This window comes from Dokdonia sp. R86516 (genome assembly GCF_044596715.1).
GTDB lineage: Bacteria > Bacteroidota > Bacteroidia > Flavobacteriales > Flavobacteriaceae > Dokdonia.
Window position 1 is genome coordinate 2,717,742 of the sequence record NZ_CP138998.1, and the last position, 25,923, is coordinate 2,743,664.

The window sequence follows — 25,923 nt, forward strand, 5'->3', positions numbered from 1 at the left end:
TGAGAATCTTTAATACCACTTTCGTGAAAAAAGTCTTATCACGGTATCAAAGCTTATTTGTAGTTGAAATCTAATTTTTTGATCATAGTTAGGCTGGCCAATTTCCCAACCCAAATTAGAATATAATGGAAAGTAAAGTTCAAAGTAGTCATCGAGTAAGCTTACCTGTATTCCTGAGTCGTACACCAGCTTTCCATTTGCCTTCTTATTTTTAACAACTCCCACATCTCCATACGCATAAAAGTACTTCCATAGTGTTGTACTGGCATTTGCGGTAAACATCCAGTCATTTGCAAATACAGGGGCCACATCATCTAGCTGCGACTTAAAACCGCCTTCGGCTATAATGATTTGTTGAGAGAATAGACCGCTATCTTCAGATCTTCCATAATAATTGTAATCAAATAAATAATCTGTTGGTCTATCTAGCGCAAAACTGAAAAAATCACCATCTGCTTGTGTGTTATTATAAGTAAATACACCACCAAATAATCTTACATTCAACTGTCTATTATTAAGAAAAAGTCTTCTGTAAAATATATTACCAGATACTTTTCCAAAGTTTTTGGCAAATTGTACATCACCCGCAACATTTAATGTATGAATAATTCCAGGGTTTGATCTTCTATATCTTAAGTTTAGTACATCATAGTTAGGGGTAGGCAATGCAACAAGTGGATCCTCTTGCCTTTGTACACTCACAAAACGAGCAGATACACTCTGACGCTTATCTGATCTAAGGTTGGAAGTTCTAAAAGATAAATTAACAAAAGGAGTAACCCTGGTAAATAATAAATCTGGGGCGTAAGAAAATCGATTTCCCGAAATACCATATCTCAATGCATACAACCCTTGATTTTGATAGTCATGCCTATAAGATATCGATGCGCTACCTATTAGTTTTTTCGATTTTAAACCTATTTGTGGTTCAATCTTATAATTAAGTGCTTTGGTTAGCAATGTTTTATTATAAAGAGTAATACCAGGAATAAATCCATCATATATATTAAACTCAGCTACAGGCATTACAAACAACTGATTTTTTGCCGGATTTTCAAAATCTTGTAGAAATTTGAGCTGTAGAGGCTTGTCTATACCTAAAAATGCTCGAGGTTTCTCATAGTTGTTTCTCAGATTATTTTCTGGAATAATGTTTTCATAGTTTAAAACAAATCTATCTGCTTCTTCATTTGAGTAAACAAGTGTTTCTGTTTTTTGAGTACCTGAAACCCAGCGCTTGCTTGTTAGACTATCATTTTTGAAGCTATAAACAGAGATAGGAGAGGAGCGACGCTCTTTCTTTTTTACATCTACATAAATAGAGTCACCTTTAACTTTAGAATTTTTTAAAGCGTAGTCTATCCTTTTATTAGAAGTTATGTAGTCTTTAAAAAACCAATCTACATCCTTGTTAATTTGAGCATTGACTTCTTTTTCAAACTGTGATGATGTGAGTGGTTGAGACTTATATTTTAGGTAAAAATTCTTAATGATCTCATCAAGTCTATTATCTCCTATGTAATCATTGAGGTAATTAAGCCCTACGCCACTTTTGTATGAAGTCCCTATATTCTTATTATACTTGATAAGCTCATCATACGGAGTGTCCAGTGGCTGGTCAAGATTTAATCTAGAAATATGAGTAGATAAAATATTAAACTGATCATTAAATTCAAGCTCTGATGCATAGAACTGTCGCACAAGCCAGTATTTTTCTAAGGAACCTACAACCTTAAGGTCAGGATAATAAGTGTCCATGTAGTTTTGTAATATGTAGACTTTAATACCATCTATGAGCCACCTGTCTGTTCTGGGGTTAACTAGAAGTGTATTGTTTACATAATTGTTAATCGTAGTCTTGAGAAGCTTAATTTCATATTGAAACCCATCAGGAAACGGGCTTATGAAGCTAGGTAGTTGATTAAGTCCATATACTGGTTGTTCTTTATAATCAAGATCTGTTACAAGAATTTTATCAAAAGGATATGGGCCTAAATCTTTATGTAGAAAACCTGCAATTCGGTCAGATATTAGCGCTCTTAAGGGGGCGGGGATTCTGTAATCATGTAGATTTGATACAATATTTACATAGTCTGTTTGAACCTCTTCATAGTCAGAGTTTTGAAGCAAGAAAATCTTAGCATCTGTTCTACTCTTCCCTGTGAGCACCGTAAGTTTTTCACCCGGGTACTGAGAGCTTGAAATATCATTTTGCTCAAGATCTGTGACTAATTCATATCCTTTGGGAATAGAAAATTGTAAACGGATGTCTGTTTGAGGAAAATAGCGATCATTAAGATTCTTATTGCTATAGTACTCCCAGCCATTATTATATACGGCCGGTGTAACAAACCAATATCTCAAGTTGTAATCACCATTTCTAGCAATCCCGTAGTCTGTAAATTTTACATCTGGAAGTACCACTGTATAATCAAGTGTCATTCTTATAGAATCACCTGGTAATAGTGGTTCACGTAATAAGACCTTGATAATATCAGGATGTCTTTTGGGTCTTGTAAATTGAAGTATTGTTTCTTGACCCGCAATAGAAGTCATTTTAGTAAAACCACGATCACTATCAGGTGCAAGATGAAATTTCTTATCAAAAGAATCAGAAAACCTCTTTGCCAGTGGTGTGGTTTTACTAGAAAAACTATGAGCCCAATCTGTTAAGTATATATCTGTCCATATATCACTAGACGTATTTGTAATTGTGATAGTATGATTGAGATGTATAGACCGTTCATCTGGAATCAATTGTGCATTAATTTCCATTGTATGCTGGCTCGTGGCTCCTACACTTAAGAGAAGCAATGAGATAAAAGCATACAGAGATTTTAGGGTTTGTCTCAACTAGAAAAGGGATGTGTTAATTTGTAATAGAAAAAGCTGTTTTTGTTTTACTGTTATATGTAGTTTTCACGCTTTCGCGAAAGCGTAACACCTTTAGAAATTAGGACTCAATTGGTATTCATCATAGAAATTATTAAGCACCTCAATTACCTCATCTGAAGTATCTACAAGGTGTATAAGATCCATATCTCCAGCGCTTATGTTCTGGAAACTGTCAAGCAATGTTGTCTTTACCCAATCCATAAGTCCTCCCCAAAATTCTGTACCTACTAGAATAATAGGAAACTTCTGAATTTTGTGCGTTTGAATAAGTGTGATTGCCTCAAAAAGTTCATCAAGCGTACCAAAACCTCCCGGCATTACTACAAATCCCTGTGAGTACTTTACAAACATTACTTTACGTACGAAGAAGTAATCAAAGTCTAAGCTCTTATCACTATCAATATACGGATTGTCGTGTTGCTCAAAAGGAAGTTCAATGTTAAGTCCTACAGATGTCCCTCCAGCAAGGTGTGCTCCGCGGTTACCCGCTTCCATGATACCTGGACCACCACCAGTAATAACGCCATAACCGTTATCTGCAATTTTTTCGGCAACTTCGGTAGCTAGTTTATAATACTTATTGTCTGGTTTTGTTCTCGCACTACCAAAAATGGATACACATGGGCCTATGCGGCTCATTTTTTCAAATCCATTTACAAATTCTCCCATTATCTTAAAGATTGCCCAAGAATCATTTGTTTTTTTCTCGTTCCAGCCTTTAGGTCTATTTTCGTTGCTCATAATTATGTTTAGTGTTGTTAATTTAAAACCATATTGTACATATGGTTTTATGCCATTTCCTTCTTTAGGAACTGTGCTGTATATCCTTTGTTTTTTTTAATTATTTGTTCTGGGGTGCCTATGGCAACTACCTCGCCACCGCCTTTTCCTCCTTCGTATCCTATATCTATAATGTGATCTGCCATTTTAACCACGTCAAGATTATGCTCAATAATGAGAATAGTATTCCCTTTGTCTACAAGTCGATTAAGAACGTCCATTAATACCTTAATATCTTCAAAATGAAGCCCTGTGGTAGGTTCATCAAGTATATAAAAGGTATTTCCAGTATCTCTCTTGCTCAGCTCAGACGCTAGTTTGATACGCTGCGCTTCACCTCCAGAGAGGGTAGTGCTCTGTTGTCCTAGTGTAATATACCCTAATCCTACGTCTTTTATTGTTTTGAGCTTGCGATATATTTTAGGAATAGGTTCAAAAAATTCTGTCGCCTCGGTCATCGTCATCTCAAGTACGTCTGCAATTGACTTTCCTTTATAGCGAATTTCTAAAGTTTCTCTATTAAAGCGTTTTCCTTGACAGGTCTCACATTCTACATAAACGTCTGGTAAGAAATTCATCTCAATCACTCTCAAACCACCACCTTTACAAGTCTCGCAGCGACCACCAGTAACGTTGAAGCTAAAACGTCCAGGTTTATAACCTCGTATAAGGGCTTCAGGAGTTTTAGCAAAAAGACTTCTGATCTCGTCAAAGGCCTTGGTATATGTTGCAGGGTTAGACCTTGGTGTACGGCCTATGGGTGTTTGATTAATATCAATGACTTTATCGCATTCGTCTAGTCCCTTAATGCTCTTATAGGGCATAGGTATCTTTACACCATTAAAATAATGAGCATTCATGATAGGGTAGAGTGTCTCATTAATCAATGTAGACTTACCACTTCCAGAAACTCCCGTAACGGCAATCATTTTACCTAAAGGAATTTTAATGGATACATTTTTAAGATTGTTTCCTGTAGCTCCTTTAAGCTCGATAAACTTACCATTTCCTTTACGTCGTTTTTTGGGTATGGTAATTTCTCTCTCTCCATTTAAATATTGTGCAGTGAGTGTATGGTGATTAAGTAAATCATCTGGAGTTCCTTCACTTATAATTTCTCCTCCAAAACGTCCCGCTCTTGGTCCTATATCAATCACATGATCTGCACGCTCAATCATATCTTTATCATGCTCTACAACGATGACAGAATTCCCTATATCACGTAGAGAAATAAGCGAATTAATAAGTTTTTCATTATCACGTTGATGTAACCCAATGCTAGGCTCATCTAATATATATAAAACACCTACAAGTTGCGATCCTATCTGTGTAGCAAGTCTGATACGTTGTGCTTCTCCACCAGATAAAGACTTAGAGCTTCTATTTAAGTTAAGATAGGTAAGCCCTACATCTACAAGGAATTGAATCCTTGAATTAATTTCTTTAATTATCTCAGATGCAATCTGTAGTTGTTTACTAGATAGTCGTTTTTCTACTGTTTTAAACCACTCTTGTAGCTCCAGTATATCCATAGAAGCAAGATCTGCAATACTACGATTATCAACCTTAAAGTAGAGCGATTCTTTACGTAGTCTTGAACCTTCACAAACAGGACAAGCTACTTTATCCATGTAGCCCTTTGCCCATCTTACGAGAGATGTAGACTCACTATCCTTATAGGTGTTTTCTATAAAATTTGCTACACCTTCAAAGTCTATTTTATAATCTCTAGTAACCCCTAATTGCTTTGAAGAAACAGAGAATTTCTCGTTTCCTCCATAGAATATAAATTCCATGGCTTCTTTAGAGATTTTCTCAATTGGGTCTGTGAGTTTAAAGTTAAACCTCTCTGCAATGAGTTGTAGTTGTTTAAATATCCAGTTGTTCTTTTTAGGTCCATGTGGATCTAGACCACCAGCATTAATAGATAGGGTTGGGTCCGGAACAATCTTTTTAGGATTAACTTTATATAATTCACCTATACCATTACAGTTAGGACAAGCGCCCTTAGGTGAGTTAAATGAAAAGTTGTTAGGCTCTGGATTAGGGTATGATATACCCGTAGAAGGACACATCAAGTTTCGGCTAAAATATCGTACCTCCTGAGTATCTTGGTCAAGCACCATTAAAACATCATCACCGTGATACATTGCGGTATTTATGCTTTCGCGCAAGCGTTTATCATCTTCATCACTTTTTTTAACAACTAAGCGATCTACAACTATCTCAATATCGTGCACTTTGTAACGATCTACTTTAAGTCCTTTTACGATATCCTTTACTTCACCATCTACACGTACTTTTAAAAAACCTTGTTTTGCAATTTGCTCAAATAATTCTCTATAATGCCCTTTACGTGAGCGTATGGTAGGAGCGAGGATATTAATCCTTTTTCCTTCAAAGCTTTCAGTAATGAGCTGTTGGATTTGCTCATCGTTATAACTCACCATCTTTTCTCCAGTATTGTAAGAGTAAGCATCTGCCGCTCTTGCATAAAGGAGACGTAAGAAATCGTAAATTTCTGTGATGGTTCCCACGGTAGATCGCGGACTTTTACTAGTGGTTTTTTGTTCGATAGCAATAACTGGAGAAAGTCCTAATATTTGATCAACATCTGGACGTTCTAATCCACCTAGAAATTGTCTAGCATATGCAGAAAACGTTTCTATGTAACGACGTTGTCCCTCTGCATAGATGGTGTCAAATGCTAGGGAACTCTTTCCACTTCCAGATAATCCTGTAATAACCACGAGTTTTTCTCTCGGTATCATCACATCTATATTCTTCAGATTGTGGGCGCGAGCACCGTAAACTTCAATACGTTCTTCGTGATCTATCATACATTTTTACAAAGCAACAAATTTACCGCTTTGCGCCTTAAATAGAAAGCGAGTAGCACTATAAGAGATTGTTAATATTAACGATATTGATAGTTGTTGTTGTTACGCTTTCGCGAAAGCGTAAATAGCCCACAAAATCTATTTTAAACTACACTGTATATTAAAATATGTATGGCAGTATTCTCCACGTGCGAGCCTTGTATAATGAATACACCTCACCAAATTTTTCTTGTAAGAAGATTTCTTCCCTATATATTTTGAGGATGAGCACGGTTACTAATAATACATAGTAAATCCACATAAGTGCACTATGTGCTTTAAGTATCGTAGGTAAAAATAGTAAGATGATTCCTGTGTACATAGGATTTCTCAAAACGCTGAAAATCCCTTTGGTAAAAGAGTCTCTGCTTTAACCTCTGGTTGAATATTGAAATTTCCAATCCTTATACTAAAAACACCCCATAATGCGACAAATATGCCTAAAAATTGAATACTTAAAGAGGGTATATCCCAATGTACAAGTTTGCCATTCCACATGATGAGGATAATTAAGCTCAACTGTGATATAACTAGTGCTATCGAATATAAAGGCATAAACGGATAGATTTTTTGAACGAGATACTACTCCAATCAAAAAAGGTTGCGCAATGCGCAACCTTTTTAAATATTATAAGTCGTAAATGTCATTATAGAGGTGAATGTAATTCTCTCTAATGATTTTACGTTTAAGCTTCATGGTAGGAGTGAGGTGACCACCTTCTACTGTCCAAGCATCATGTGTAAGACGGAAGGCTTTAATTTTTTCCCACTTAGCAAATGTCTCATTTGCCTCGTTTACTTCCTGCTGGTAGCGATCTTGAACACGCTCTGATGCAAGAAGCTCATCTAAGTTAGAATAGCTTATGTTTTTCATCTTTGCCCATTCTTCTAAAAATTCAAAGTTAGGCTGGATTAAAGCAGCTGGCATTTTTTGGCCTTCTCCTATCACCATGATTTGCTCTATAAATCGTGATTGTTTAAATCTATTTTCTAGAAGTTGAGGAGCGACGTATTTACCTCCAGAGGTTTTAAACATCTCTTTTTTACGATCTGTGATTTTTAAGAATCCATCCTCATCAATGTGTCCTATATCACCAGTATGGAAATAGCCGTTATTTAATACTTCGGCAGTTTTTGCTTCATCTTTATAGTAACCTATCATAACGTTAGGCCCTTTTACAAGAACTTCACCATCCTCTGCGATTTTAACTTCAACGCCTGGTAGTAATTTACCTACAGTTCCTATTCTAAAACCACCATCACGCATATCGTTTACAGAACATACAGGAGAGGTCTCCGTAAGTCCATAACCTTCCATGATTCCCATTTCGGCAGCATTAAAAATTCTCGCTAGTCTTGGCTGTAATGCAGCACTTCCAGAAGCAATAAGGTCAAGGTTTCCACCTAAACCTTCTTTCCACTTTGAAAATATAAGTTTACGAGCAAGGGCAAGTTGTTTTTCATACCACCAGCCATTCTGACCATATGGTTCATATTTAAGTCCAACCTCTACAGCCCAGAAAAATAACTTCTTCTTAATCCCTGAAAGAGCTGCACCCTTTGCAATAATCTTATCATAAACCTTTTCAAGTAGTCTAGGTACTGCTGTCATAACTTGAGGTTTTACCTCTTTTAAGTTATCACTAATAGTCTCCAAAGATTCTGCAAAGAAAATGGATACACCTTTATATTGATATAAATACATCAACATACGTTCATAGATATGACAAACAGGTAAAAAACTTAAGGCCCTAGTGCCAGTCTCGGCAAGGGGCAGGCGATATGCACTGGCAAGTGCATTACTCACGATGTTTTCGTGAGAAAGCATTACTCCCTTAGGACGTCCAGTTGTACCTGAAGTATATATAAGTGTTGCGAGATCCTTAGTTGTTACGGCAGCTTTAAGCGCATCTACCTCAGACTGATTAGAAGTGTCTTTTCCTAATTCTAAAACTTCAGACCAATTTTTACAGTCATTAATTTCGTCAAAAGAGTATACCTCAATAAGAGAAGGTACTTTGTCTTTAATTGCCATTACTTTATCACGCACCTCATTACACGATACAAATACATACTTAGACTCGGAGTGATTGAGTACATAAGCATAATCCTCTTCTGAAATGGTAGGATAAATTGGTACGTTTTGAGCTCCTAGTTGTAAAATTCCGATATCACAAATATTCCACTCTGTACGATTTGTCATAGAAATGACAGCAATTTTATCATTAGACTTCACACCTAGTCGTAATAGTCCGCGACTTATTGCATTTGCTTGATCGATATATTCTTGAGTAGATGTAGCAACCCAAACACCATTCTTTTTAGTGTTGAGTGCGTCTGAGAGATTAAATTTTTCCAGTTGATAATAAGGAAAATCAAAAAGTCTGGTAATTTCCATAGATAGCTTTTAAATAGTGTTACAAAATAGGAAAAATTGCACGGTTTTTATTGAGAAATTCATAAAATGAGATAGGATATTTAACAAAAGTAATATATCCCTTTGATTTTCTTTAAGATGCGATTAAAGTAAGTTTTTAACAATTTTTTAAAAAATATGGTTTTTGGCTTTATTTAGGTCAAAATGACGCGTATCAAAGTAAAAAAGATAAGCTTTAATTTTTAAATTTTGTCAAACATGATTCTAAAAAATCATGAATTTCTTTAAAAAATCATTTCTGCAAAGGGAGATTAGACTCTAGCTATTTCAATCATGAACGCAAAAAAAAAATGCCTCACTTAGTGAAAAGTGAGGCATTCTGTAATCAAAAGTATATGGTATTATGAGTTTTTCTCAACCCAAATTCTTGCGTTAACAAAAGCTTCAACCCATGGACTCACTTCGTCATTGCTTCCAGCAGGGTAGTGCGCCCAGTTCCATGGGAATGTAGAACGCTCAATATGCGGCATCGTTGCAAGGTGACGACCTGTAGTATCACAAATCATCGCTGTATTAAAGTCAGATCCGTTAGGGTTTCCTGGATATCCTTCATAGCCATAAGTCGCTACGATATCATAAGCACTTGCTCCCATAGGTAAATCAAATCTACCTTCACCATGCGATATCCATACGCCTAGTGTAGTTCCAGCGAGCGTAGAAAGCATCACACTGTTGTTTTCTTCTATCTTTACAGAAGTAAAATTACTCTCGTGCTTGCGGCTGTTGTTATGTTTAAGTTTAGCTAACTTCTCGTGATCTGGATTTATAAGATCAAGTTCTAAGAATAATTGGGCACCATTACAGATCCCCACAGAGAGTGTGTCTTCACGTGCAAAAAAGTTTTTAATCGCCTTATTTGCTTTCTCATTATACTTTATGGCACCAGCCCATCCTTTGGCAGAACCTAATACATCGCTGTTAGAAAATCCTCCTACAGCTCCAAGAAACTGAATATCTTCTAGTGTTTCACGTCCAGATATTAAATCTGTCATGTGCACATCTTTTACATCAAAACCTGCGAGGTACATCGCATTTGCCATCTCGCGCTCAGAGTTACTTCCTTTTTCACGTAAGATTGCTGCTTTAGGTCTAGCTTTACTACTCTCTAATGTTGGTTTCTTTCCTGTAAAGTGTGCAGGGAATGTATATTGTAATGGTTGTACTTTATAATTGTCAAAACGGTCTTTAGCAAGACCATTTGCTGTTTGCTTATTATCTAGCAAATAAGAAGTCTTAAACCAAGTGTCACGTAGCGATGCAATGTTAAGTCCCAATTCTACACCACTATTTTTGATTGTAAGCTCTGCAGTGCTTGTTACCGTTCCTATTTTAAAGAAAGGAACACCGTTATCAGCAAGTACATTTTCAACAGATGGGTCTGCTTGGAAAACTAATCCTGCATTTTCAGAAAAAAGTAATTTGATAAGATCTTGTTCTCCAAGTGCAGTCAGGTCTAGGCTTGCACCTAAGTTTACATCTGCAAAACAAAGTTCAAGTAGGGTAGTGATAAGTCCGCCACTAGCGATATCATGACCAGCTTGAATTTTATCATCTTTAATAAGTTGTTGTATGGTGTTAAACGCTTTCGCGAAAGCGGTATCACTCACAACACTTGGCGCTTCATTACCAATAGCATGACATACTTGTGCAAAACTAGATCCTCCTAGTTTATGTGTATCTCCAGACATGTTAATATAATAAATAGCACCTCCATCTTTTTTAAGTACAGGTTCTACTACCTTATTAATGTCATTACAATTTCCAGCTGCCGAAATAACCACAGTTCCAGGGGCAATTACATCACCATCTGGATATTTTTGTTTCATTGAGAGACTATCCTTACCTGTCGGAACATTTATCCCAAGGTTGATTGCCATTGCAGATATTGCTTCTACAGCCTTATACAAACGAGCATCTTCTCCTTCATTTTTACAAGGCCACATCCAGTTTGCCGAAAGGCTTACAGACTGTAAACCATCTTTAAGAGGAGCCCACACGATATTTGTAAGTGCCTCTGCAATGCTGTTTTTACTTCCTGCTACGGGATTAATAAGACCAGAAACTGGTGAGTGTCCTATAGAAGTAGCAATACCTTCTGTGCTTTTAAAATCAAGTGCCATCACACCCACATTGTTAAGTGGTATTTGTAATGGGCCGACACATTGTTGTTTTGCAACGCGACCACCTACACAGCGATCTACTTTGTTAGTAAGCCAGTCTTTACAAGCCACAGCTTCTAGTTGCAATACCTGCTCTAGATAATCGTGGAAATGCTCAAGTTGATAATCTGGGTTTTTATAATCACGAGCGACCGTCTTGTCAGTCATTATTGTTTTTGGAGAGCTCCCAAACATATCATCTAGGTGCAAGTCCATAGGGCTTAAGCCTGTTGTTTTACTTTTAAATGTAAAACGATGATCATTTGTAACGTCGCCTACTTCATACATAGGTGAGCGCTCACGATCTGCAATGCGTTGTAGCATATCGATGTCTTTCTCTCCTATAACAAGTCCCATACGTTCTTGCGACTCGTTTCCTATAATTTCCTTTGCAGATAGGGTAGGGTCTCCTACGGGTAATTTGTCAAGATCGATAAGACCACCAGTATCTTCTACAAGTTCAGAAAGACAGTTAAGATGTCCTCCAGCACCGTGGTCGTGTATAGATACGATTGGGTTTACATCACTCTCAACCATACCACGTACTGCATTTGCCGCACGTTTTTGCATTTCTGGATTAGAACGTTGTACTGCGTTAAGCTCGATTCCAGAGTCAAAAGCTCCGGTATCTGCACTTGAAACGGCAGCGCCACCCATACCTATTCTATAATTCTCACCACCTAAGATTACAATTTTGTCACCATCTTGTGGAGTGTCTTTAATTGCTTGCTCACGTTTACCGTAACCAATACCACCAGCTTGCATAATTACTTTGTCATACCCTAGACGCTGACCGTCTTCTTGATGTTCAAAAGTAAGTACAGACCCAACAATTAAAGGTTGTCCAAACTTGTTTCCAAAGTCTGAAGCTCCATTTGAAGCTTTAATAAGTAGGTCTATCGGGTTTTGATAAAGCCATTTACGTGCGTCCATTCCATGTTCCCAAGGACGTTCTTTTTCAAGTCTAGAATAAGGAGTCATATAAACTGCTGTTCCAGCAAGTGGAAGTGATCCTTTACCACCAGCAAGTCTATCGCGTATTTCTCCACCAGAACCTGTAGCAGCTCCGTTAAAAGGCTCTACGGTAGTTGGGAAGTTGTGAGTTTCTGCTTTTATTGAAATAACAGAGTCAAAGTCTTTTTCGGAATAGAAATCAGGTTTATCTGCTGTATTAGGTGCAAATTGAGTTACACGTGGTCCTTCTATAAAGGCAACATTATCTTTATATGCAGATACAATCGTATTAGGATGTGCTTTTGATGTTTCTTTAATCAATTTGAATAATGAAGAAGGCATCTCTTCTCCATCAATCACAAAGGTTCCATTAAAAATTTTGTGACGGCAGTGCTCCGAGTTTACTTGGCTAAAACCAAATACTTCAGAATCTGTAAGTGGTCTTCCTATTTTGGTAGCTACATCATTTAGGTAAGCAACCTCTTCATCGCTTAACGATAAACCTTCTTGCTCATTATATGCAGCAATATCCTCTATTGATAAAATAGGTTCTGGAGTAACGTTAACCGTAAAAATATCTTGATTTAATGCAGCGTACTCTTGAGAGATCATAGGATCATAATCAGGAGTGCTTTCTGTAATTACGCCTGTAGCATCTTCTATAGATGGGAAAGGGTTAGTTTGGACTTGCTGTGTTGAGGAGTCCGCTTTCGCGAAAGCGTGAAACTCTTCTATTCTTATAATATTTGAGATTCCCATGTTTTGGGTAATCTCTACAGCATTTGTACTCCATGGGGTAATCATGGCTGCTCTAGGGCCAATAAAAAAAGCGTCAATATGAGACGCTTCAATTTTTTGAGAGTTGCCAAAAAGCCATACGAGCTTAGCGGTATCGTCCTGTGTAAATGCTTGTGTACTTTGTACTGCGTAAACAGTGCCTTGAGGGTTTCCAAAGAAGTGGATCATCCGATTGGTTTTGTTGCGTTGTTTAAGGACGTAAATTTACTACAATATTTATTTATATTATAGGTAGGATAATATCTCTTTAACCTGTTCTTTTAACGAGTTGTTAACCATTTATAAAGATAAAGGTCTCAAAATATGCTATCTTTAGTAAAAAGAACATAAAATCCCCAAATTATGAAGAGAAAACTACTTTTCCTGTTACTGTTCACTTTTTCAATATATCTCACTGCACAGGAGCTATTACCTCCTTCAGAGATTACTAAGGGAAAATTTGTAGGTAAAACTGCTCCGCTTAGAGATCAGCCTGTAATTATTGCAAATAGATCTAAGGGAGTCTCAGAGATTACAATAGTTCCTAATAACTTACGAGGAAATCGAAAAGTAAATGACCAGGCACTACCATTAGGTGCCGATCCAATTGCACAATTTACCTCTGGACAGTTTAGAATGCTCGAAACAGAAGCAAATTTTGGAGGTGGAAATTCGAGTCAATCTAATTTTACTCCGCCAGATCCTTCTGGAGCAGTAGGGCCTGATCACTATGTACAAGGTATAAATAGCGTTATAAATATTTTTGATAAGCAAGGAACTCAGCTCTTAGGCCCAGTATCATTAGGTGATTTTCTAGGTAATGGACAAAATGAAGGTGATCCCATCGTTATGTATGATCAACTAGCAGATCGTTTTTTTGTAAGTCAGTTTCAAACATCTAACATTGCTAGTTTAAATAATATTCTAGTAATAGGAGTATCTGAGACTCCAGATCCTACAGGAGCTTATTTCTTATATCAATTTCAATTAGATGCTTTTCCAGATTATCCACATTATGCGGTCTGGCCAGATGCGTACTATTTAACTGCAAACAAAAACCAAGGAAACACGACCTACGCATTAGATAGAGCAGCGATGCTCGCTGGAGAGGAAAATGTTACTCTAGTAGGTTTTAATCTTCCAGGTATAGTGCGTAACCCTAATACTGTTTTTAGTCCAGAACCAGCAAACCTAACTGGGTTTTCATTTCCAGAAGATACACCAGGTTATATTGTGTATTTACAAGACGATGGCTGGGGCGGTGCTATTACAGAAGATCACTTGAAGGTATGGGAGTTAGATGTGGATTTTGATGAGCCTGGAAAATCAACCGTATCAATGCCATTAGAAATACCAGTTGCTCCTTTTGATTCTGTGTTTGGAGAATTTGGAGAGGGCGATCTTGCGCAGCCAGGAACTTCTAGAAAAATAGATATGATAGGAGGTGTTATTTCATATGCCGCAAACTATAGGAGTTTTGAAGATCATAACTCGTGGCTTATCACCTTTAATGTTGATGTAGATGGAAATGATAGATCAGGAATACGCTGGACAGAATTACGTAACAGCGATACTGAGCCTTGGAGTGTCTTCCAGCAAGGTACTTATGCCCCAGATGATGGTCAAAGTCGTTTTATGGGAAGTGGTGCAATGGATGCTCAAGGAAATATAGGACTTGCATTTAATATAGGAAGCATTAATGATTTTATCGGTATAAATTATACAGGGCGTTTTGATGGTGATGCCGCTGGAGAGATGACACTAGGAGAAGAAGTTATTGTCCAGGGTTCTGGTATACAGACTTTTTCTAATCGCTTTGGTGATTACTCACATTTAACAATGGATCCCAATGATTTTTCCTTCTGGCATACTGCCGAATATTTCTCTGCAACTAATTTCTGGGATACGCAGATAGCTTCCTTTAGATTATCAGATGGATTTACTAATGATGTAGGAGTAATTGCTATTGACTCTCCGGTAGATGGTATTTTCACAACTACGGAAACTGTTCAAGTAACAGTTAGAAACTTTGGGACAGATGCCCAAGTAGATATCCCTATCTCATTATCAATAGATGGGGTAGTGGTAGCAAATGAGGTTATCGCTGGGCCAATAGCTGCCAATTCTAATATGGAATACGAGTTTACAGCAACCGTAGATTTATCTACTCAAGGAGAATCATACAATATTGTTGCAGAAACAAGTCTAGCAACTGATCAAGCGCCTGTAAATAATGACGCTATGAAAACAGTAGCTCATTTATTTGAAAATGACCTAGGAGTATTAAGTATTACAGCTCCAGAGTCAGCTGGAGGGCTGTCTGAAGAAACAGTAGTTATTCGTATTAAAAACTTTGGAGCAAACGAGCAGTCAGGATTTGAAGTACAATATACTGTAGACGGAGGAACTCCTATAGTAGAAACATTTACGGGTACTATTGCTCCTGGAGCAATAGAAGAATTCTCATTTGCAGTTCAAGCAGATATTACAGTATTTACCACCTATCAGTTAGAAGCAAGAACAAATAGCGTGGGAGATCAGGACCCAGCAAATGACGTAGCAACAACAGAAGTAACTAACTCTTGTATGCCTCGTGCCACCGAACCTAATGGTGCTGGTTGTCAAGCAGACGGGATTAAGCAATTTATATTAAACACCATTAATGTAGATGATGGCGGTGATGGATGTAATACAGAACCTTCAAACGGTCCTCAAGGTTATGCAGATCGTACTGACTTAGAAACAACTTTAAGTAATGTAGCTGGTCAAAATGAATATGTGCTTCAAGCTCGCCATAACTATGATGCAGGAGCAGGTATCGAAGTACTCTCGGTATGGATTGATTTTAATGATAATTTCATCTTTGAAGAGTCTGAGCAATTAATTCAAGGAGTTCCTTTTCCAGGAGCAAATACTTTGGATAGTTTTGATCTGGTAATTCCATTAGATGCACCTATAGGCAGCCATATTTTACGTGCCAAAGCTATTGATGGAGCAGAGCCAGGTGATATTAATAATCCATGTTCTGATTTCCGTTTTGGTGAAGTGCAGGATTATACAGTTATTATAGATGATACATTAAGCATCGATGATTTTTTACAAGGAACTACAGACTTGGTCATCACATCCTTAGAAGACAATCAATTTGACGTGCAATTGCCAACAGATTACGATGGTAATGTGTATGTGGGTGTTTCTAATCTGTTGGGGCAGCAATTAACGTATAAAGCAATAGCTAGAGGTAATGATGGTTTTAGAGTATTATTGAACTTAGCTAACCTTTCGGCAGGAGTTTATATAGTCACAGTAAATGATCAAACAGGCCGCTTTACTAAAACTAAGAAGATTATAGTACAGTAGATTTAAAATTGTACAGCTCGAACCTACTCATAAAGAAAGAGCCTTGTTATCACACGATAACAAGGCTCTTTCTTTAAGTATAATCTCAAAACATTTTATATGTTTAATGAGAAGTGATCAGGTGGTTTTATTGCTTTCGCGAAAGCAAAGCCATATAAAATCCGTCGTAACCAGTTTTTGCCGGGCTTACAGTTTCTTCCTTATCTAGTTGAAACTTCTGGCCTTGTTCTGTAGCTAGAAATGCTTGTACTTGTTCTTGGTTTTCTCTAGGCAAAATAGAACAAGTAGCATATAGCATTTTACCGCCGTCTTTAACAATTTTACTATAGCTATCTAGCAATTCTGCTTGCCTTTGCACCACCTTATCTATAAATTCTGGCTGTAATTTCCATTTCAAATCTGGATTACGCTTAATAGTTCCTAGCCCAGTACATGGAGCATCAATTAATACGCGATCAGCAGTGTTATAAAGTTTTTTAAACACCTTAGTTGATGTAATTTCTCTTGTCTCTATGTTGTGAGCTCCAGCTCGCTTAGATCTTCTTTTAAGTTCCTTAAGTTTACCTTCGTAGATATCCATGGCGATAATTTGCCCTTTATTTTCCATTAGGGCTGCAAGATGTAATGTTTTTCCTCCAGCACCTGCACAGGTATCTACAACGCGCATTCCTGGTTTTACATCAAGCATGCGTGCTACTTTTTGAGATGAAGCATCTTGCACTTCAAAGAAACCACTTTTAAAAGCTTCTGTAGTAAATACATTTTTACGTTCTACAAGCTCCACAGCATCAGGATATCCATCTAATAATCGAGTGTCAATATCTTGATCTGCAAGGGTGTTTCTTAAGTCTTTTGGAGTGGTTTTTAAGGTATTTGCTCGTAATACTACTTGGGCCTGTGTATTTAAAGCAGCAAGCTCTGCAGCCCACTTTTTACCAAGAGCTTTCTCACCCATCTCATCCATCCAATCTGGAATAGATTCCTTGAATTTTCTAATTTTTGAAAGTTCGTCAAAACGTCCTTTAATTCTACGAGTAGGTATAGGTTCCATTTGTTTCCAGTCTGGAACTTCAATACCTCTTAATGTAGCCCAAACTGCAAATAATCTAAATAAATTAGGTCTGCTGTACGGTGCTTTTACTTCTGCAATCTCTGAGTATAAGCGTTGCCAGCGCACAATGTCGTAAACAGTCTCCGCAATAAAACCTCGGTCACGAGAACCCCATCTTTTATCAAACTTAAGAACTTTTCTTAATACCTTATCAGCTTGTTCTCCATCATTAAATATCATTCCTAATGCATCAACAGCTGCAAAGACTAAATTTCTGTGTAATTTCATACTATATTTTGAGGGTGTAAAGGTATTGGTTCTTTAGGGAATAGTGCTATTTTTACTAAAATTTTGACAATGCGAATTTTATATACTTTTTTTCTTTTATTTCTAGTTGTAACATCTTGTAAGGATGTAAATAATAATAATCAAACTGCTGTAATTGAGGATGCTAACGTTTTTACGAAAGTGGATATCGAATTTTTACATCAGGATAGTACAAGCATACGAGCAATAGAAGTTGCTAATGATGCCGTCATGTATGCGGGTAGTAATGGTCACTACGGTATTTATGAGATGAATCTGGATCAAACCAAATCTACCGATGCTGCGATGGCCTCTCAATTTAAAGTTACAAATAAAGGGAGAATAGATTTCTTAGGTAAAAACCCTGCTTTTAGGAGTATTGCTAGTACGAGCAAAGCATTTTTTATATTATCTATAGAAAATCCAGCACTTTTATACCGCTATGATAGAACTACTAACCAAGTATCTCTTGTTTATACAGAGCAAGAAGAGGGAGTTTTTTATGATGCTATGACCTTCTGGAATGAGGAGGAAGGAATCGCAATAGGAGATTCTGTAAACGGTTGTTTATCCGTTATTATTACTAGAGATGGTGGTACTAGCTGGGGTAAACTGGATTGTGGGTCACTGCCTAATCAATTAGAAAAAGAAGGAGCTTTTGCCGCAAGTAATACTAATATTAAAACGATAGGAGATGAAACGTGGATAATTACAGGTGGTGGTACTTCTAGAATGTATTACTCTGCAAACAAAGGATTTTCATGGAGCATATATAACCTTCCAGTAGCGCAAGGAAAAGATACTCAAGGTGCTTATACCATGGATTTTTATGACAATAAAACAGGTATTATATATGGAGGTGATTATACTACACCTGAGGACAACGTAGATAATATTGCAACTACTAGCGACGGTGGTAAAACCTGGATGATAACAGCATCTGGTGAAAATAACGGTTATAAAAGTTGCGTGCAGTATGTTCCAAATTCAAATGGGAAAGAAATTATTGCAGCCGGATTTACAGGTATTTCTTACTCAAGCGACTCAGGTGCTTCTTGGAAGCAACTATCTGATGCGCCATTTTTAACGGTAAGATTTGCAAATGATTCTACAGCTTATGCTGGAGGAAAAAATGCGTTAGCCAGGCTTAATTTTAAAAGATAATAAGCTTTTGTTACGGCTCTCTGTGATCGCGCTTTCCATTTTTGTCACCACGAAGTTTATGCAATAAATCTCGTCTAAAATCTCCTTCGGCTTTAAGAAGGATGAGTGTCTTTTTATAAGAAAGCTTGTTTTGCAAATTCAAAAACAGTGCTTTCCTAGCGTCAAGTTTTTGCTGCTCAAAAGACTGAATGTTATCAAGTGTATTTTTTGCAGTATTCTCGTCCATTGTTTCAAACAGATCTCTGGTTTCTTTAAGAACTTTTCGTTCTCTATTATAAATCTCAGACATACGTTCTCCGTAAGTATTATAAATAGGCCAAAACACCTGTGCTTGATCTGGAGTTAATGCTAGTTTTTCGGTTATATATGCAACCTTAAGCGCTTGTATTCTCTCTTTTTTTGCATTTCGATCTTCTTTTTGACCTACTGCAGTCGCAGTGATCATTATCGTAATTATAAATGTTATAAGTAGTCTCATAATTTAATCTAAATAAAAGTGGTAGCTATCTGTGCGATCATCTAGATAGTCTATAATAATTGATTCGTCTAAGGCAATATCATTTTGAAGTGCATCTATGTCTTCATCAGATAACCAATCTGCAAATTCTATTTGTTCAAGATCACTTGCTTCGCTATCAAGATATTCTGCAATAGCAATACTCTCGATTCCGGCAGTTGTGTCTAGTTGTGACCATACAATGCTAACTAGGAGTAGGAGGGCAGCGGCAATCCCTGCCATGGAATAGTAATAGCTTTTTAGAGATATTACTTTAGTATCAGTTTCTTGAGCTGGTATATTGTCTTCTTCAAGCTTTCGCGAAAGCGTAGCAAGAATCTCATTTTTAGAGTTCTCAAAATATCCATCAGGAGTATCATAGCGCTCATTACTAGAGCTAGATAATGTAGCTTTTAAAGTTATATCATCAAGAATTTGATCACGACTCGTGTCAAAATAATCCTGAGGAACTTTAAAACCTCTTTTAGACGGTATGTTGTTTGTTTCTTTCACAGTTCTATAAATAAGACTCTTAAAAAGTTAAAAGGTTTAATCTGCTTGCAATATGGCGGTTACTTTTTTTGTAGCAATATGGTAAGAGCTTTTAAGAGCTCCTACAGAAGTACCAAGTATCTCACTCATATCTTCATATTTCATATCTTGATGGTACTTCATCTGGAATACGAGCTGCTGTTTCTCTGGTAATTGGGCTATTGCCTTTTCTAATGCTAGCTGTATATCGTCACCATTAAAATAGACATCACTCTCTAGATTTTCTACCATACGCGTTTGAAGCTCTTCATTTGAAATTTGTAAATGTCGAGCACGTTTCTTAATAAACGTTAGCGATTCATTGGTTGCTATTCTATATAACCAGGTATAGAGCTTACTATCTTCTTTGAAGTTTTTAATACCCTTATATACTTTAATAAATACGTTTTGCAGCACATCATCTGCATCTTCATGATTTTTTACAATACCTCGTATGTGCCAATACAATGGCTTTTGATATTTATCAAGTAACATGGCAAATGATCCATTATTGGGATCTTGCCGTAATGCGAGTATGAGGTCCTGCTCTTCTATGTGATACGTTTTAACTAACTATAAGACTTCTAATGTACTTAAAGGTTTAATCCAGATAACAATTTGTAGTCCTAATTGGCAGATATTAACATGTAAACACTATTAATATCGATAAAATACATTTAATAACGATTAAATACACAAATAACTTGTAGGATTGAATTAAGGGTTTTATATTTGAATCATCATTAAAATATGGTCAATTAGAATCCCCAATTCATATATTGATTAACAAAGATTTTTTAGTGTCTAGACCCCAAAGCTAGCACTGATATCTAACCTACTTAACCTAAAAAAGCCCGTAAAAACGGGCTTTTTTTATGTTGTAATAAAGTATAGGAGATTATCCTAAATACTTCATTAAGATTTTACTTTTAGAAGTATGACGCAATCTTTTGATAGCTTTCTCTCTAATCTGGCGTACACGCTCACGGCTTAGATCGAAAATATCTCCTATTTCTTGAAGTGTCATAGCCGGTTGATTACCTAAACCGTAGTTTAAACGTACAACCTCTGCTTCTTTCTCTGTAAGTGTATCAAGTGCTCTGTTAATCTCGATGCTCAAAGACTCTTGCATAAGCTCTCTATCTGGGCGAGGTGACTCGCTAGAACTTAAAACGTCATATAAGTTGTTATCATTTTCACCTTCGGCAAAAGGAGCATCCATACTTAAGCTACGACTTACGTTTTTAAGTGAGATCTTTACTTTTTCTTCAGAGATATCAAGATACTTTGCTATTTCTCCAGAGGTAGGCTTACGCTCGTGTACTTGTTGTAAGTAAACCATTGCCTTGTTAATCTTGCTTATCTCACCTATTTTATTGAGAGGTAGACGTACCGTACGTGCATGCTCTGCAATAGCTTGTAAGATAGATTGTCTAATCCACCAAACTGCATAAGATATAAATTTAAAACCTCTAGTTTCATCAAAGCGTTTTGCTGCTTTTACTAGACCTACGTTTCCTTCATTAATTAAATCAGAAAGGGATAAACCTTGATTTTGATATTGTTTTGCTACAGATATTACAAAACGAAGATTTGCTCTTGTAAGAGCGTCTAGTGCTCTTTCATCTCCTTTTTGAATACGTTGTGCTAACTCAACCTCTTCTTCGGCAGTAATTAAATCAATCTTGCTCACATCCTGAAGGTAGTTATTCAGGGATTTCGTCTCTCTATTAGTAACCTGCTTGGTGATTTTGAGTTGTCTCATGTATTATCTTTGTATTAAGTGAGTATTACCTCATTATAACCTAAATGATTCATAAAAGCAAGTATTTAACTAAAACTGTTAAAAAACATGCGCTAAGCCCAGTAAAACTGAGATTAGTAAAAATTATGTTATGATAATTTTAAGATATGATAAGGTTAAAATAAAGTATAAACTCTATTATTGAGTATATATAACGTACAAAGGTAAGATTTGTTACATTTAACTCATAATTATAGCGCATGAAAATACAATTACACCTTATTATTCTTTTCATTTTCAGCATTTTCATAAACTCTTGTGGTCAAAAAGAATCTACTGAGAGTACTACCGCAGTCGAAAATAATCTCATTAGTTCAAAAGATAGCCATACAGCGTTTAATGATAATTATGCCCACATCGTCTATTTTTGGTTTAAAGACCCCACTAACGAAGAGGACAAACAGTTATTTGAAAAATCTCTGCGCACTTTTTTGGACAGTTCGTTATATGCCAAAACACAATTTATAGGTACGCCTCCTGTGGCTACCCGAGAGGTTGTAGATGATAGCTTTACTTATAATTTGGTATTAAGTTTTGATTCGGCAAAGGATCAGCAAGCGTATCAAGATGAGGCTGCTCATAAAAAGTTTATCGAGGAGTGTGCTCATCTGTGGGAAAAAGTTATCGTTTATGATGCTACAAGCATAAGATAATTGCCCAGTAGTTACAGCTTTCAAATATAGTGACGATGGGGAGTTACGCTTTCGCGAAAGCGCAATTATAACTAGTTTTGTGCTATGTCAAAAAAGCAAAAGAGTAGAGGTAAAGTAACAATAACATCTGCATTTAAAAGTATTATCTGGCCACGACGAAAGCTAGTCTTTATAGGTCTCATTCTTATCGTAATAGGTCGTCTCGCTAGTCTCATATTGCCCTGGAAATCAAAAGCTTTACTAGATGACATTATCCCGAATAAAGACATGGCTGCCTTGTATGATTTACTGTGGATGGTAGGATTTGCGCTTCTTGTACAGGCCATCACATCATTTTTATTGACACGCATATTAAGTGTACAAGCACAATATCTCATCTCAGAACTTAGAGCTCAAGTACAGAAAAAAGTATTGTCATTACCTATTAGCTTTTTTGATAACACAAAATCAGGAGCGCTTGTATCACGCATCATGAGTGATGTAGAAGGAGTGCGTAATCTTATAGGTACAGGATTAGTGCAGCTCGTAGGAGGAACTATAACAGCAGTTATATCACTAGTGCTATTGATACAAATTAACGCCTTAATGACTCTGTTTGTGTTTTTGCCAGTAGCCGTTTTTGGTTATGTTGCCTTACGTGCTTTCAAATATATTCGTCCAATTTTTAGAAATAGAGGTAAAATTAATGCCGAAGTAAAAGGAAGACTTACCGAGACGCTATCTGGTGTGCGAGTAATAAAAGGTTTTGGAGCAGAAGATCAAGAAAATAAATCCTTTGAAGAAGGTGTAGATAGATTGTTTCAAAACGTTAAAAAAAGTCTTACTGCCACAGCAGTGATGTCTAGTAGTTCTACATTTTTACTTGGCTTAGCCTCTGTGGGAATCATGGGTATAGGTGGCTATTTTATGATACAAGGAGAGATGACTACGGGAGAGTTTCTGTTTTTTACACTCTTGCTAGGCTTTATGATTGCGCCGATTGTGCAGATGAGTAATATAGGGAGCCAACTTACAGAGGCGCTAGCAGGATTAGACCGTACGGAAGAATTAATGAATATGACGCCTGAGGATGAAATAGGGAATCGGGATATTGAACTAGAAAATTTTAAAGGAGATATAAAATTTGAAAATGTATCCTTCTCTTATGAAAAAGGTAAAGAAGTGATACATAATATTTCCTTTGAAGCAAAAGCCGGAACAACCGTAGCACTTGTAGGTAGCTCTGGTTCGGGTAAGTCTACTATTGCAGGATTATCTGCAACATTTTTAAATCCTCAACAAGGAGTGATATCTGTAGACGGGCAAGACTTATCACGAGTAAAACTACCTAGCTTTAGAAAGCACTTAGGGGTTGTATTGCAAGATGAATTTCTTTTTGAGGGAACCATACGGGACAATATAATGTTCCCTAGACCTAATGCCTCAGAAGAGCGATTACAGGAAGCGGTAAAGGCTGGATATGTAAATGAATTTACAGACCGTTTTGAAGATGGGCTTGATACACTTATAGGTGAGCGAGGTGTAAAGCTATCTGGAGGGCAACGACAGCGTATTGCCATTGCGAGAGCAATACTTGCTGCTCCTAAAGTGATTATACTAGATGAAGCAACCTCAAATCTAGACACAGAAAGCGAAGCGCTTATTCAAAAGTCATTATCACAGCTTGTAAAAGATAGAACAACTATCGTTATTGCCCACAGGCTTAGTACTATTAAGAAAGCAGATCAAATCCTAGTCATAGAAGATGGTCGTATTGCGGAGCAAGGTACCCATGATGAACTTATTGAGAGAGAAGGAAGGTATTTTGACCTATACACCTATCAAGCGAAGATTTAGTGATTTTTCAAATAGCTATTAGATAAACAACTCACTTACAGTATAAGTAATATGCAAGAACTATTTGCTCTTAATCGTAGGCATATTTTTTAAGCATATCAATAGTAGTATATTCTAATGCTTTTTGATCTGTGGCTTCCAATTTTATAAGTGGTGCGACCCCAGCTTTTTCTGCTTCTAGCCATCTTAAAATACACAAACACCATCCGTCACCAGGTTTGAGTCCTGGAAAATTCCATTGTGGAATAGGGGTGGAGAGGTCATTCCCTTTAGATTTTGTGTATGCAAGAAAATCCTTAGTCATAATAGCACAGACTACATGGGTTCCTTGATCTACAGCAGCAGTCCTACAATATCCATCTCTAAAAAATCCTGTCATAGGGTCATAACAACAAGCTATTAATGGCGTTCCTAATATATTGATAGGTACAGATTTACTTTGGCTCATGTTTTACTTAAATTTTGTTAAGTAAAGGTCTTAAATCTTAATCTAATGATAAATTATAAGAGATAAATTAATATATTAAATGAAACGCATGCATTACCTGCCTTAAAATCTTAATTTTAAATAAAAAAAAGAAAATGGAGTATTTATCGATTGTTTTAAAATGTATCGTTGGCTTAAGCATTCTTAATGTATGGCTATTACGTAAAGGACAATCTTCACCTTGGAGAGGGGGAGATGCAAACTCATTAAAAGAAGAGTTTGCTCATTATGGTTTATCAGAAACTACAATGAAAGCCGTAGGAACAATTAAGTGTTTACTTGCAGTAGGACTCCTTGTATCTATTGTGGTGCCAAGTTTGGAATTTTATAGTGCATTGGGTATTGCTGTAATGATGGTAGGCGCGATTGCAATGCATTTAAAAGTGGGCGATGCGTTGAAGAAATCTTTCCCTGCATTTCTATTTTTAGCACTTTCGGTATTTATTATTCTTATCTAATAAACGTTAGATAGTATGCTAGGTAAGCATTAAGTACAAAAAATATAAAAGATGGCAAAGCGGCCATAAACGTATCTTTTATTTTAAGCCGTACACCCCAACCTAATAACATAAGTAATGAGATTCCTATAAGAGCCGCAACTTGTAGCGGCATGTAGAAAAACCCTAATAAAACACCTAAGCCACCTATAATTTGTGCTACGCCAGTAATTTTTCTTTGAAGGGTAGATAGTCCAAAACGCTCAAATTCGGTAGTCATAAAATTGGATGACAAACAACTCACACCATAATAAAGGAATGAAAAGCCTATTAAACCGATAAGTATTGTATGTGCTATTGTCATTTAATAAATATATGCTATTGGTAAAGTTAACTTCCAAACAAATAAAAAGCGACCAAATGGTCGCTTTTTATCGTTAAGTGCAAATCGTTACTTAATGTATTGATTACTTTGTTCTTCAAGGTTTTCATTAGACTCTCCTCCTTGACTATATAACATATTTTCTTCATCTTTTATACGGTTTGTAGTTTTCTTGCTAGCCGCGGTGCGTCCAGGAACGTCAAGGTCTTTCCCAGAAAAGTCAACTTTTTCTACTCTATTAGTTAACGCCACATCATCACCACCATCCAGACGAATATTATTTTCGATGTCTTGTCCTAATACTTTAAGGTCTTCACTCGTAATATCAGAGTTGTATGATGTGTCTTTTTGATCTTCCTTTAACTTGTTATTTGTATTTGCTTGTGTTTTCATATCTATTGTTTTTTATAAAGTTAAGAACAGAATCAAGTAATAAAATGACCTTTAACCCATTGATAAGAAAAGGATAACAAAAGGTGTTAAAAGCATGAAGTAGTGGGGTCGATAAGTTATTACGCTTTCGCGAAAGCAAAAA

General features: G+C 36.6%; 19 protein-coding genes. 5 read left to right on the plus strand and 14 right to left on the minus strand.

All coding sequences use genetic code 11. The features are described 5' to 3' along the window. Positions 1-9: 9 nt before the first annotated feature. The 6 genes from SJY23_RS12165 to purL all read right to left on the minus strand — a co-directional run bounded on the left by SJY23_RS12165 (position 10) and on the right by purL (position 13,070). Positions 10-2,853 (minus strand): metalloprotease, encoded by a 2,844-nt coding sequence (locus tag SJY23_RS12165; RefSeq protein ID WP_396596550.1) that lies wholly within the window; start codon positions 2,851-2,853, stop codon positions 10-12. 93 nt (positions 2,854-2,946) lie between these two features. Then, on the minus strand, positions 2,947-3,636 hold the full coding sequence (locus tag SJY23_RS12170) for a TIGR00730 family Rossman fold protein (RefSeq protein WP_035337030.1): 690 nt from the start codon (positions 3,634-3,636) through the stop codon (positions 2,947-2,949). Between the two features lie 47 nt (positions 3,637-3,683). Continuing rightward, positions 3,684-6,515 carry an excinuclease ABC subunit UvrA gene (gene uvrA, locus SJY23_RS12175; protein ID WP_396596551.1) on the minus strand — a complete coding sequence of 944 codons (2,832 nt, stop codon included), beginning with the start codon at positions 6,513-6,515 and terminating at the stop codon, positions 3,684-3,686. A gap of 160 nt (positions 6,516-6,675) precedes the next feature. Then, complete coding sequence (locus tag SJY23_RS12180) at positions 6,676-6,900, minus strand: methyltransferase family protein (protein WP_396598124.1); 225 nt, start codon at positions 6,898-6,900, stop codon at positions 6,676-6,678. Between the two features lie 282 nt (positions 6,901-7,182). Continuing rightward, the gene (locus SJY23_RS12185; RefSeq protein ID WP_396596552.1) at positions 7,183-8,952 is read right to left on the minus strand and encodes an AMP-dependent synthetase/ligase; all 1,770 of its coding nucleotides are present in this window, start codon (positions 8,950-8,952) and stop codon (positions 7,183-7,185) included. A gap of 380 nt (positions 8,953-9,332) precedes the next feature. After that, positions 9,333-13,070, minus strand: a complete 3,738-nt coding sequence (purL, locus tag SJY23_RS12190; RefSeq protein WP_396596553.1) for a phosphoribosylformylglycinamidine synthase — start codon at positions 13,068-13,070, stop codon at positions 9,333-9,335. Positions 13,071-13,244: 174 nt separating this feature from the next. On the opposite strand from purL, the gene SJY23_RS12195 reads away from it, so the two are divergent. Next, positions 13,245-16,241, plus strand: coding sequence for a GEVED domain-containing protein (locus tag SJY23_RS12195; protein ID WP_396596554.1), 2,997 nt, complete (start codon positions 13,245-13,247; stop codon positions 16,239-16,241). Between the two features lie 127 nt (positions 16,242-16,368). Here the strand turns inward: SJY23_RS12195 and SJY23_RS12200 are convergent, their stop codons facing one another. Beyond that, the gene (locus tag SJY23_RS12200) at positions 16,369-17,580 is read right to left on the minus strand and encodes an RsmB/NOP family class I SAM-dependent RNA methyltransferase (protein ID WP_396596555.1); all 1,212 of its coding nucleotides are present in this window, start codon (positions 17,578-17,580) and stop codon (positions 16,369-16,371) included. Between the two features lie 69 nt (positions 17,581-17,649). On the opposite strand from SJY23_RS12200, the gene SJY23_RS12205 reads away from it, so the two are divergent. Beyond that, on the plus strand, positions 17,650-18,762 hold the full coding sequence (locus SJY23_RS12205; RefSeq protein WP_396596556.1) for a WD40/YVTN/BNR-like repeat-containing protein: 1,113 nt from the start codon (positions 17,650-17,652) through the stop codon (positions 18,760-18,762). 10 nt (positions 18,763-18,772) lie between these two features. Here the strand turns inward: SJY23_RS12205 and SJY23_RS12210 are convergent, their stop codons facing one another. The 4 genes from SJY23_RS12210 to SJY23_RS12225 form a co-directional block, all read right to left on the minus strand. Further along, on the minus strand, positions 18,773-19,240 hold the full coding sequence (locus SJY23_RS12210; RefSeq protein WP_396596557.1) for a hypothetical protein: 468 nt from the start codon (positions 19,238-19,240) through the stop codon (positions 18,773-18,775). 3 nt (positions 19,241-19,243) lie between these two features. Further along, the gene (locus tag SJY23_RS12215) at positions 19,244-19,771 is read right to left on the minus strand and encodes a hypothetical protein (RefSeq protein WP_396596558.1); all 528 of its coding nucleotides are present in this window, start codon (positions 19,769-19,771) and stop codon (positions 19,244-19,246) included. Positions 19,772-19,807: 36 nt separating this feature from the next. Beyond that, the gene (locus SJY23_RS12220) at positions 19,808-20,284 is read right to left on the minus strand and encodes an RNA polymerase sigma factor (protein WP_396596559.1); all 477 of its coding nucleotides are present in this window, start codon (positions 20,282-20,284) and stop codon (positions 19,808-19,810) included. Positions 20,285-20,687: 403 nt separating this feature from the next. Beyond that, positions 20,688-21,554, minus strand: a complete 867-nt coding sequence (locus SJY23_RS12225) for an RNA polymerase sigma factor RpoD/SigA (RefSeq protein ID WP_013752207.1) — start codon at positions 21,552-21,554, stop codon at positions 20,688-20,690. 239 nt (positions 21,555-21,793) lie between these two features. Here SJY23_RS12225 and SJY23_RS12230 point away from each other — a divergent pair, with 239 nt between their 5' ends. After that, positions 21,794-22,246, plus strand: coding sequence for a Dabb family protein (locus SJY23_RS12230; RefSeq protein ID WP_396596560.1), 453 nt, complete (start codon positions 21,794-21,796; stop codon positions 22,244-22,246). 84 nt (positions 22,247-22,330) lie between these two features. After that, positions 22,331-24,082, plus strand: coding sequence for an ABC transporter ATP-binding protein (locus SJY23_RS12235; RefSeq protein WP_396596561.1), 1,752 nt, complete (start codon positions 22,331-22,333; stop codon positions 24,080-24,082). A 70-nt stretch (positions 24,083-24,152) separates the two neighbouring features. Here the strand turns inward: SJY23_RS12235 and SJY23_RS12240 are convergent, their stop codons facing one another. After that, a complete protein-coding gene (locus SJY23_RS12240; RefSeq protein ID WP_396596562.1) occupies positions 24,153-24,530 on the minus strand; it encodes a DUF2237 family protein in 378 nt (125 codons plus the stop codon). A gap of 134 nt (positions 24,531-24,664) precedes the next feature. On the opposite strand from SJY23_RS12240, the gene SJY23_RS12245 reads away from it, so the two are divergent. Continuing rightward, entirely contained in the window at positions 24,665-25,027 is a 363-nt protein-coding gene (locus SJY23_RS12245; RefSeq protein WP_035337002.1) for a DoxX family protein, read from the plus strand. Here SJY23_RS12245 and SJY23_RS12250 read toward each other — a convergent pair. Both SJY23_RS12250 and SJY23_RS12255 read right to left on the minus strand, forming a co-directional pair. Beyond that, positions 25,020-25,370 (minus strand): DoxX family protein, encoded by a 351-nt coding sequence (locus SJY23_RS12250; RefSeq protein WP_396596563.1) that lies wholly within the window; start codon positions 25,368-25,370, stop codon positions 25,020-25,022. The genes SJY23_RS12245 and SJY23_RS12250 overlap by 8 nt on opposite strands. An 87-nt stretch (positions 25,371-25,457) precedes the next feature. Beyond that, positions 25,458-25,781, minus strand: coding sequence for a hypothetical protein (locus tag SJY23_RS12255; protein WP_396596564.1), 324 nt, complete (start codon positions 25,779-25,781; stop codon positions 25,458-25,460). Positions 25,782-25,923: the final 142 nt, after the last annotated feature.

Excerpts from the sequence above, each read along its gene's own strand:
- SJY23_RS12240 (WP_396596562.1), bottom strand. The coding sequence starts at position 24,530 with ATGAGCCAAAGTAAATCTGTACCTATCAATATATTAGGAACGCCATTA.
- purL (WP_396596553.1), bottom strand. The coding sequence starts at position 13,070 with ATGATCCACTTCTTTGGAAACCCTCAAGGCACTGTTTACGCAGTACAA.
- SJY23_RS12205 (WP_396596556.1), top strand. The coding sequence starts at position 17,650 with ATGCGAATTTTATATACTTTTTTTCTTTTATTTCTAGTTGTAACATCT.
- SJY23_RS12200 (WP_396596555.1), bottom strand. The coding sequence starts at position 17,580 with ATGAAATTACACAGAAATTTAGTCTTTGCAGCTGTTGATGCATTAGGA.
- SJY23_RS12245 (WP_035337002.1), top strand. The coding sequence starts at position 24,665 with ATGGAGTATTTATCGATTGTTTTAAAATGTATCGTTGGCTTAAGCATT.
- SJY23_RS12255 (WP_396596564.1), bottom strand. The coding sequence starts at position 25,781 with ATGAAAACACAAGCAAATACAAATAACAAGTTAAAGGAAGATCAAAAA.
- uvrA (WP_396596551.1), bottom strand. The coding sequence starts at position 6,515 with ATGATAGATCACGAAGAACGTATTGAAGTTTACGGTGCTCGCGCCCAC.
- SJY23_RS12235 (WP_396596561.1), top strand. The coding sequence starts at position 22,331 with ATGTCAAAAAAGCAAAAGAGTAGAGGTAAAGTAACAATAACATCTGCA.
- SJY23_RS12220 (WP_396596559.1), bottom strand. The coding sequence starts at position 20,284 with ATGTTACTTGATAAATATCAAAAGCCATTGTATTGGCACATACGAGGT.
- SJY23_RS12250 (WP_396596563.1), bottom strand. The coding sequence starts at position 25,370 with ATGACAATAGCACATACAATACTTATCGGTTTAATAGGCTTTTCATTC.
- SJY23_RS12195 (WP_396596554.1), top strand. The coding sequence starts at position 13,245 with ATGAAGAGAAAACTACTTTTCCTGTTACTGTTCACTTTTTCAATATAT.
- SJY23_RS12170 (WP_035337030.1), bottom strand. The coding sequence starts at position 3,636 with ATGAGCAACGAAAATAGACCTAAAGGCTGGAACGAGAAAAAAACAAAT.
- SJY23_RS12230 (WP_396596560.1), top strand. The coding sequence starts at position 21,794 with ATGAAAATACAATTACACCTTATTATTCTTTTCATTTTCAGCATTTTC.
- SJY23_RS12185 (WP_396596552.1), bottom strand. The coding sequence starts at position 8,952 with ATGGAAATTACCAGACTTTTTGATTTTCCTTATTATCAACTGGAAAAA.
- SJY23_RS12225 (WP_013752207.1), bottom strand. The coding sequence starts at position 21,554 with ATGAGACAACTCAAAATCACCAAGCAGGTTACTAATAGAGAGACGAAA.
- SJY23_RS12210 (WP_396596557.1), bottom strand. The coding sequence starts at position 19,240 with ATGAGACTACTTATAACATTTATAATTACGATAATGATCACTGCGACT.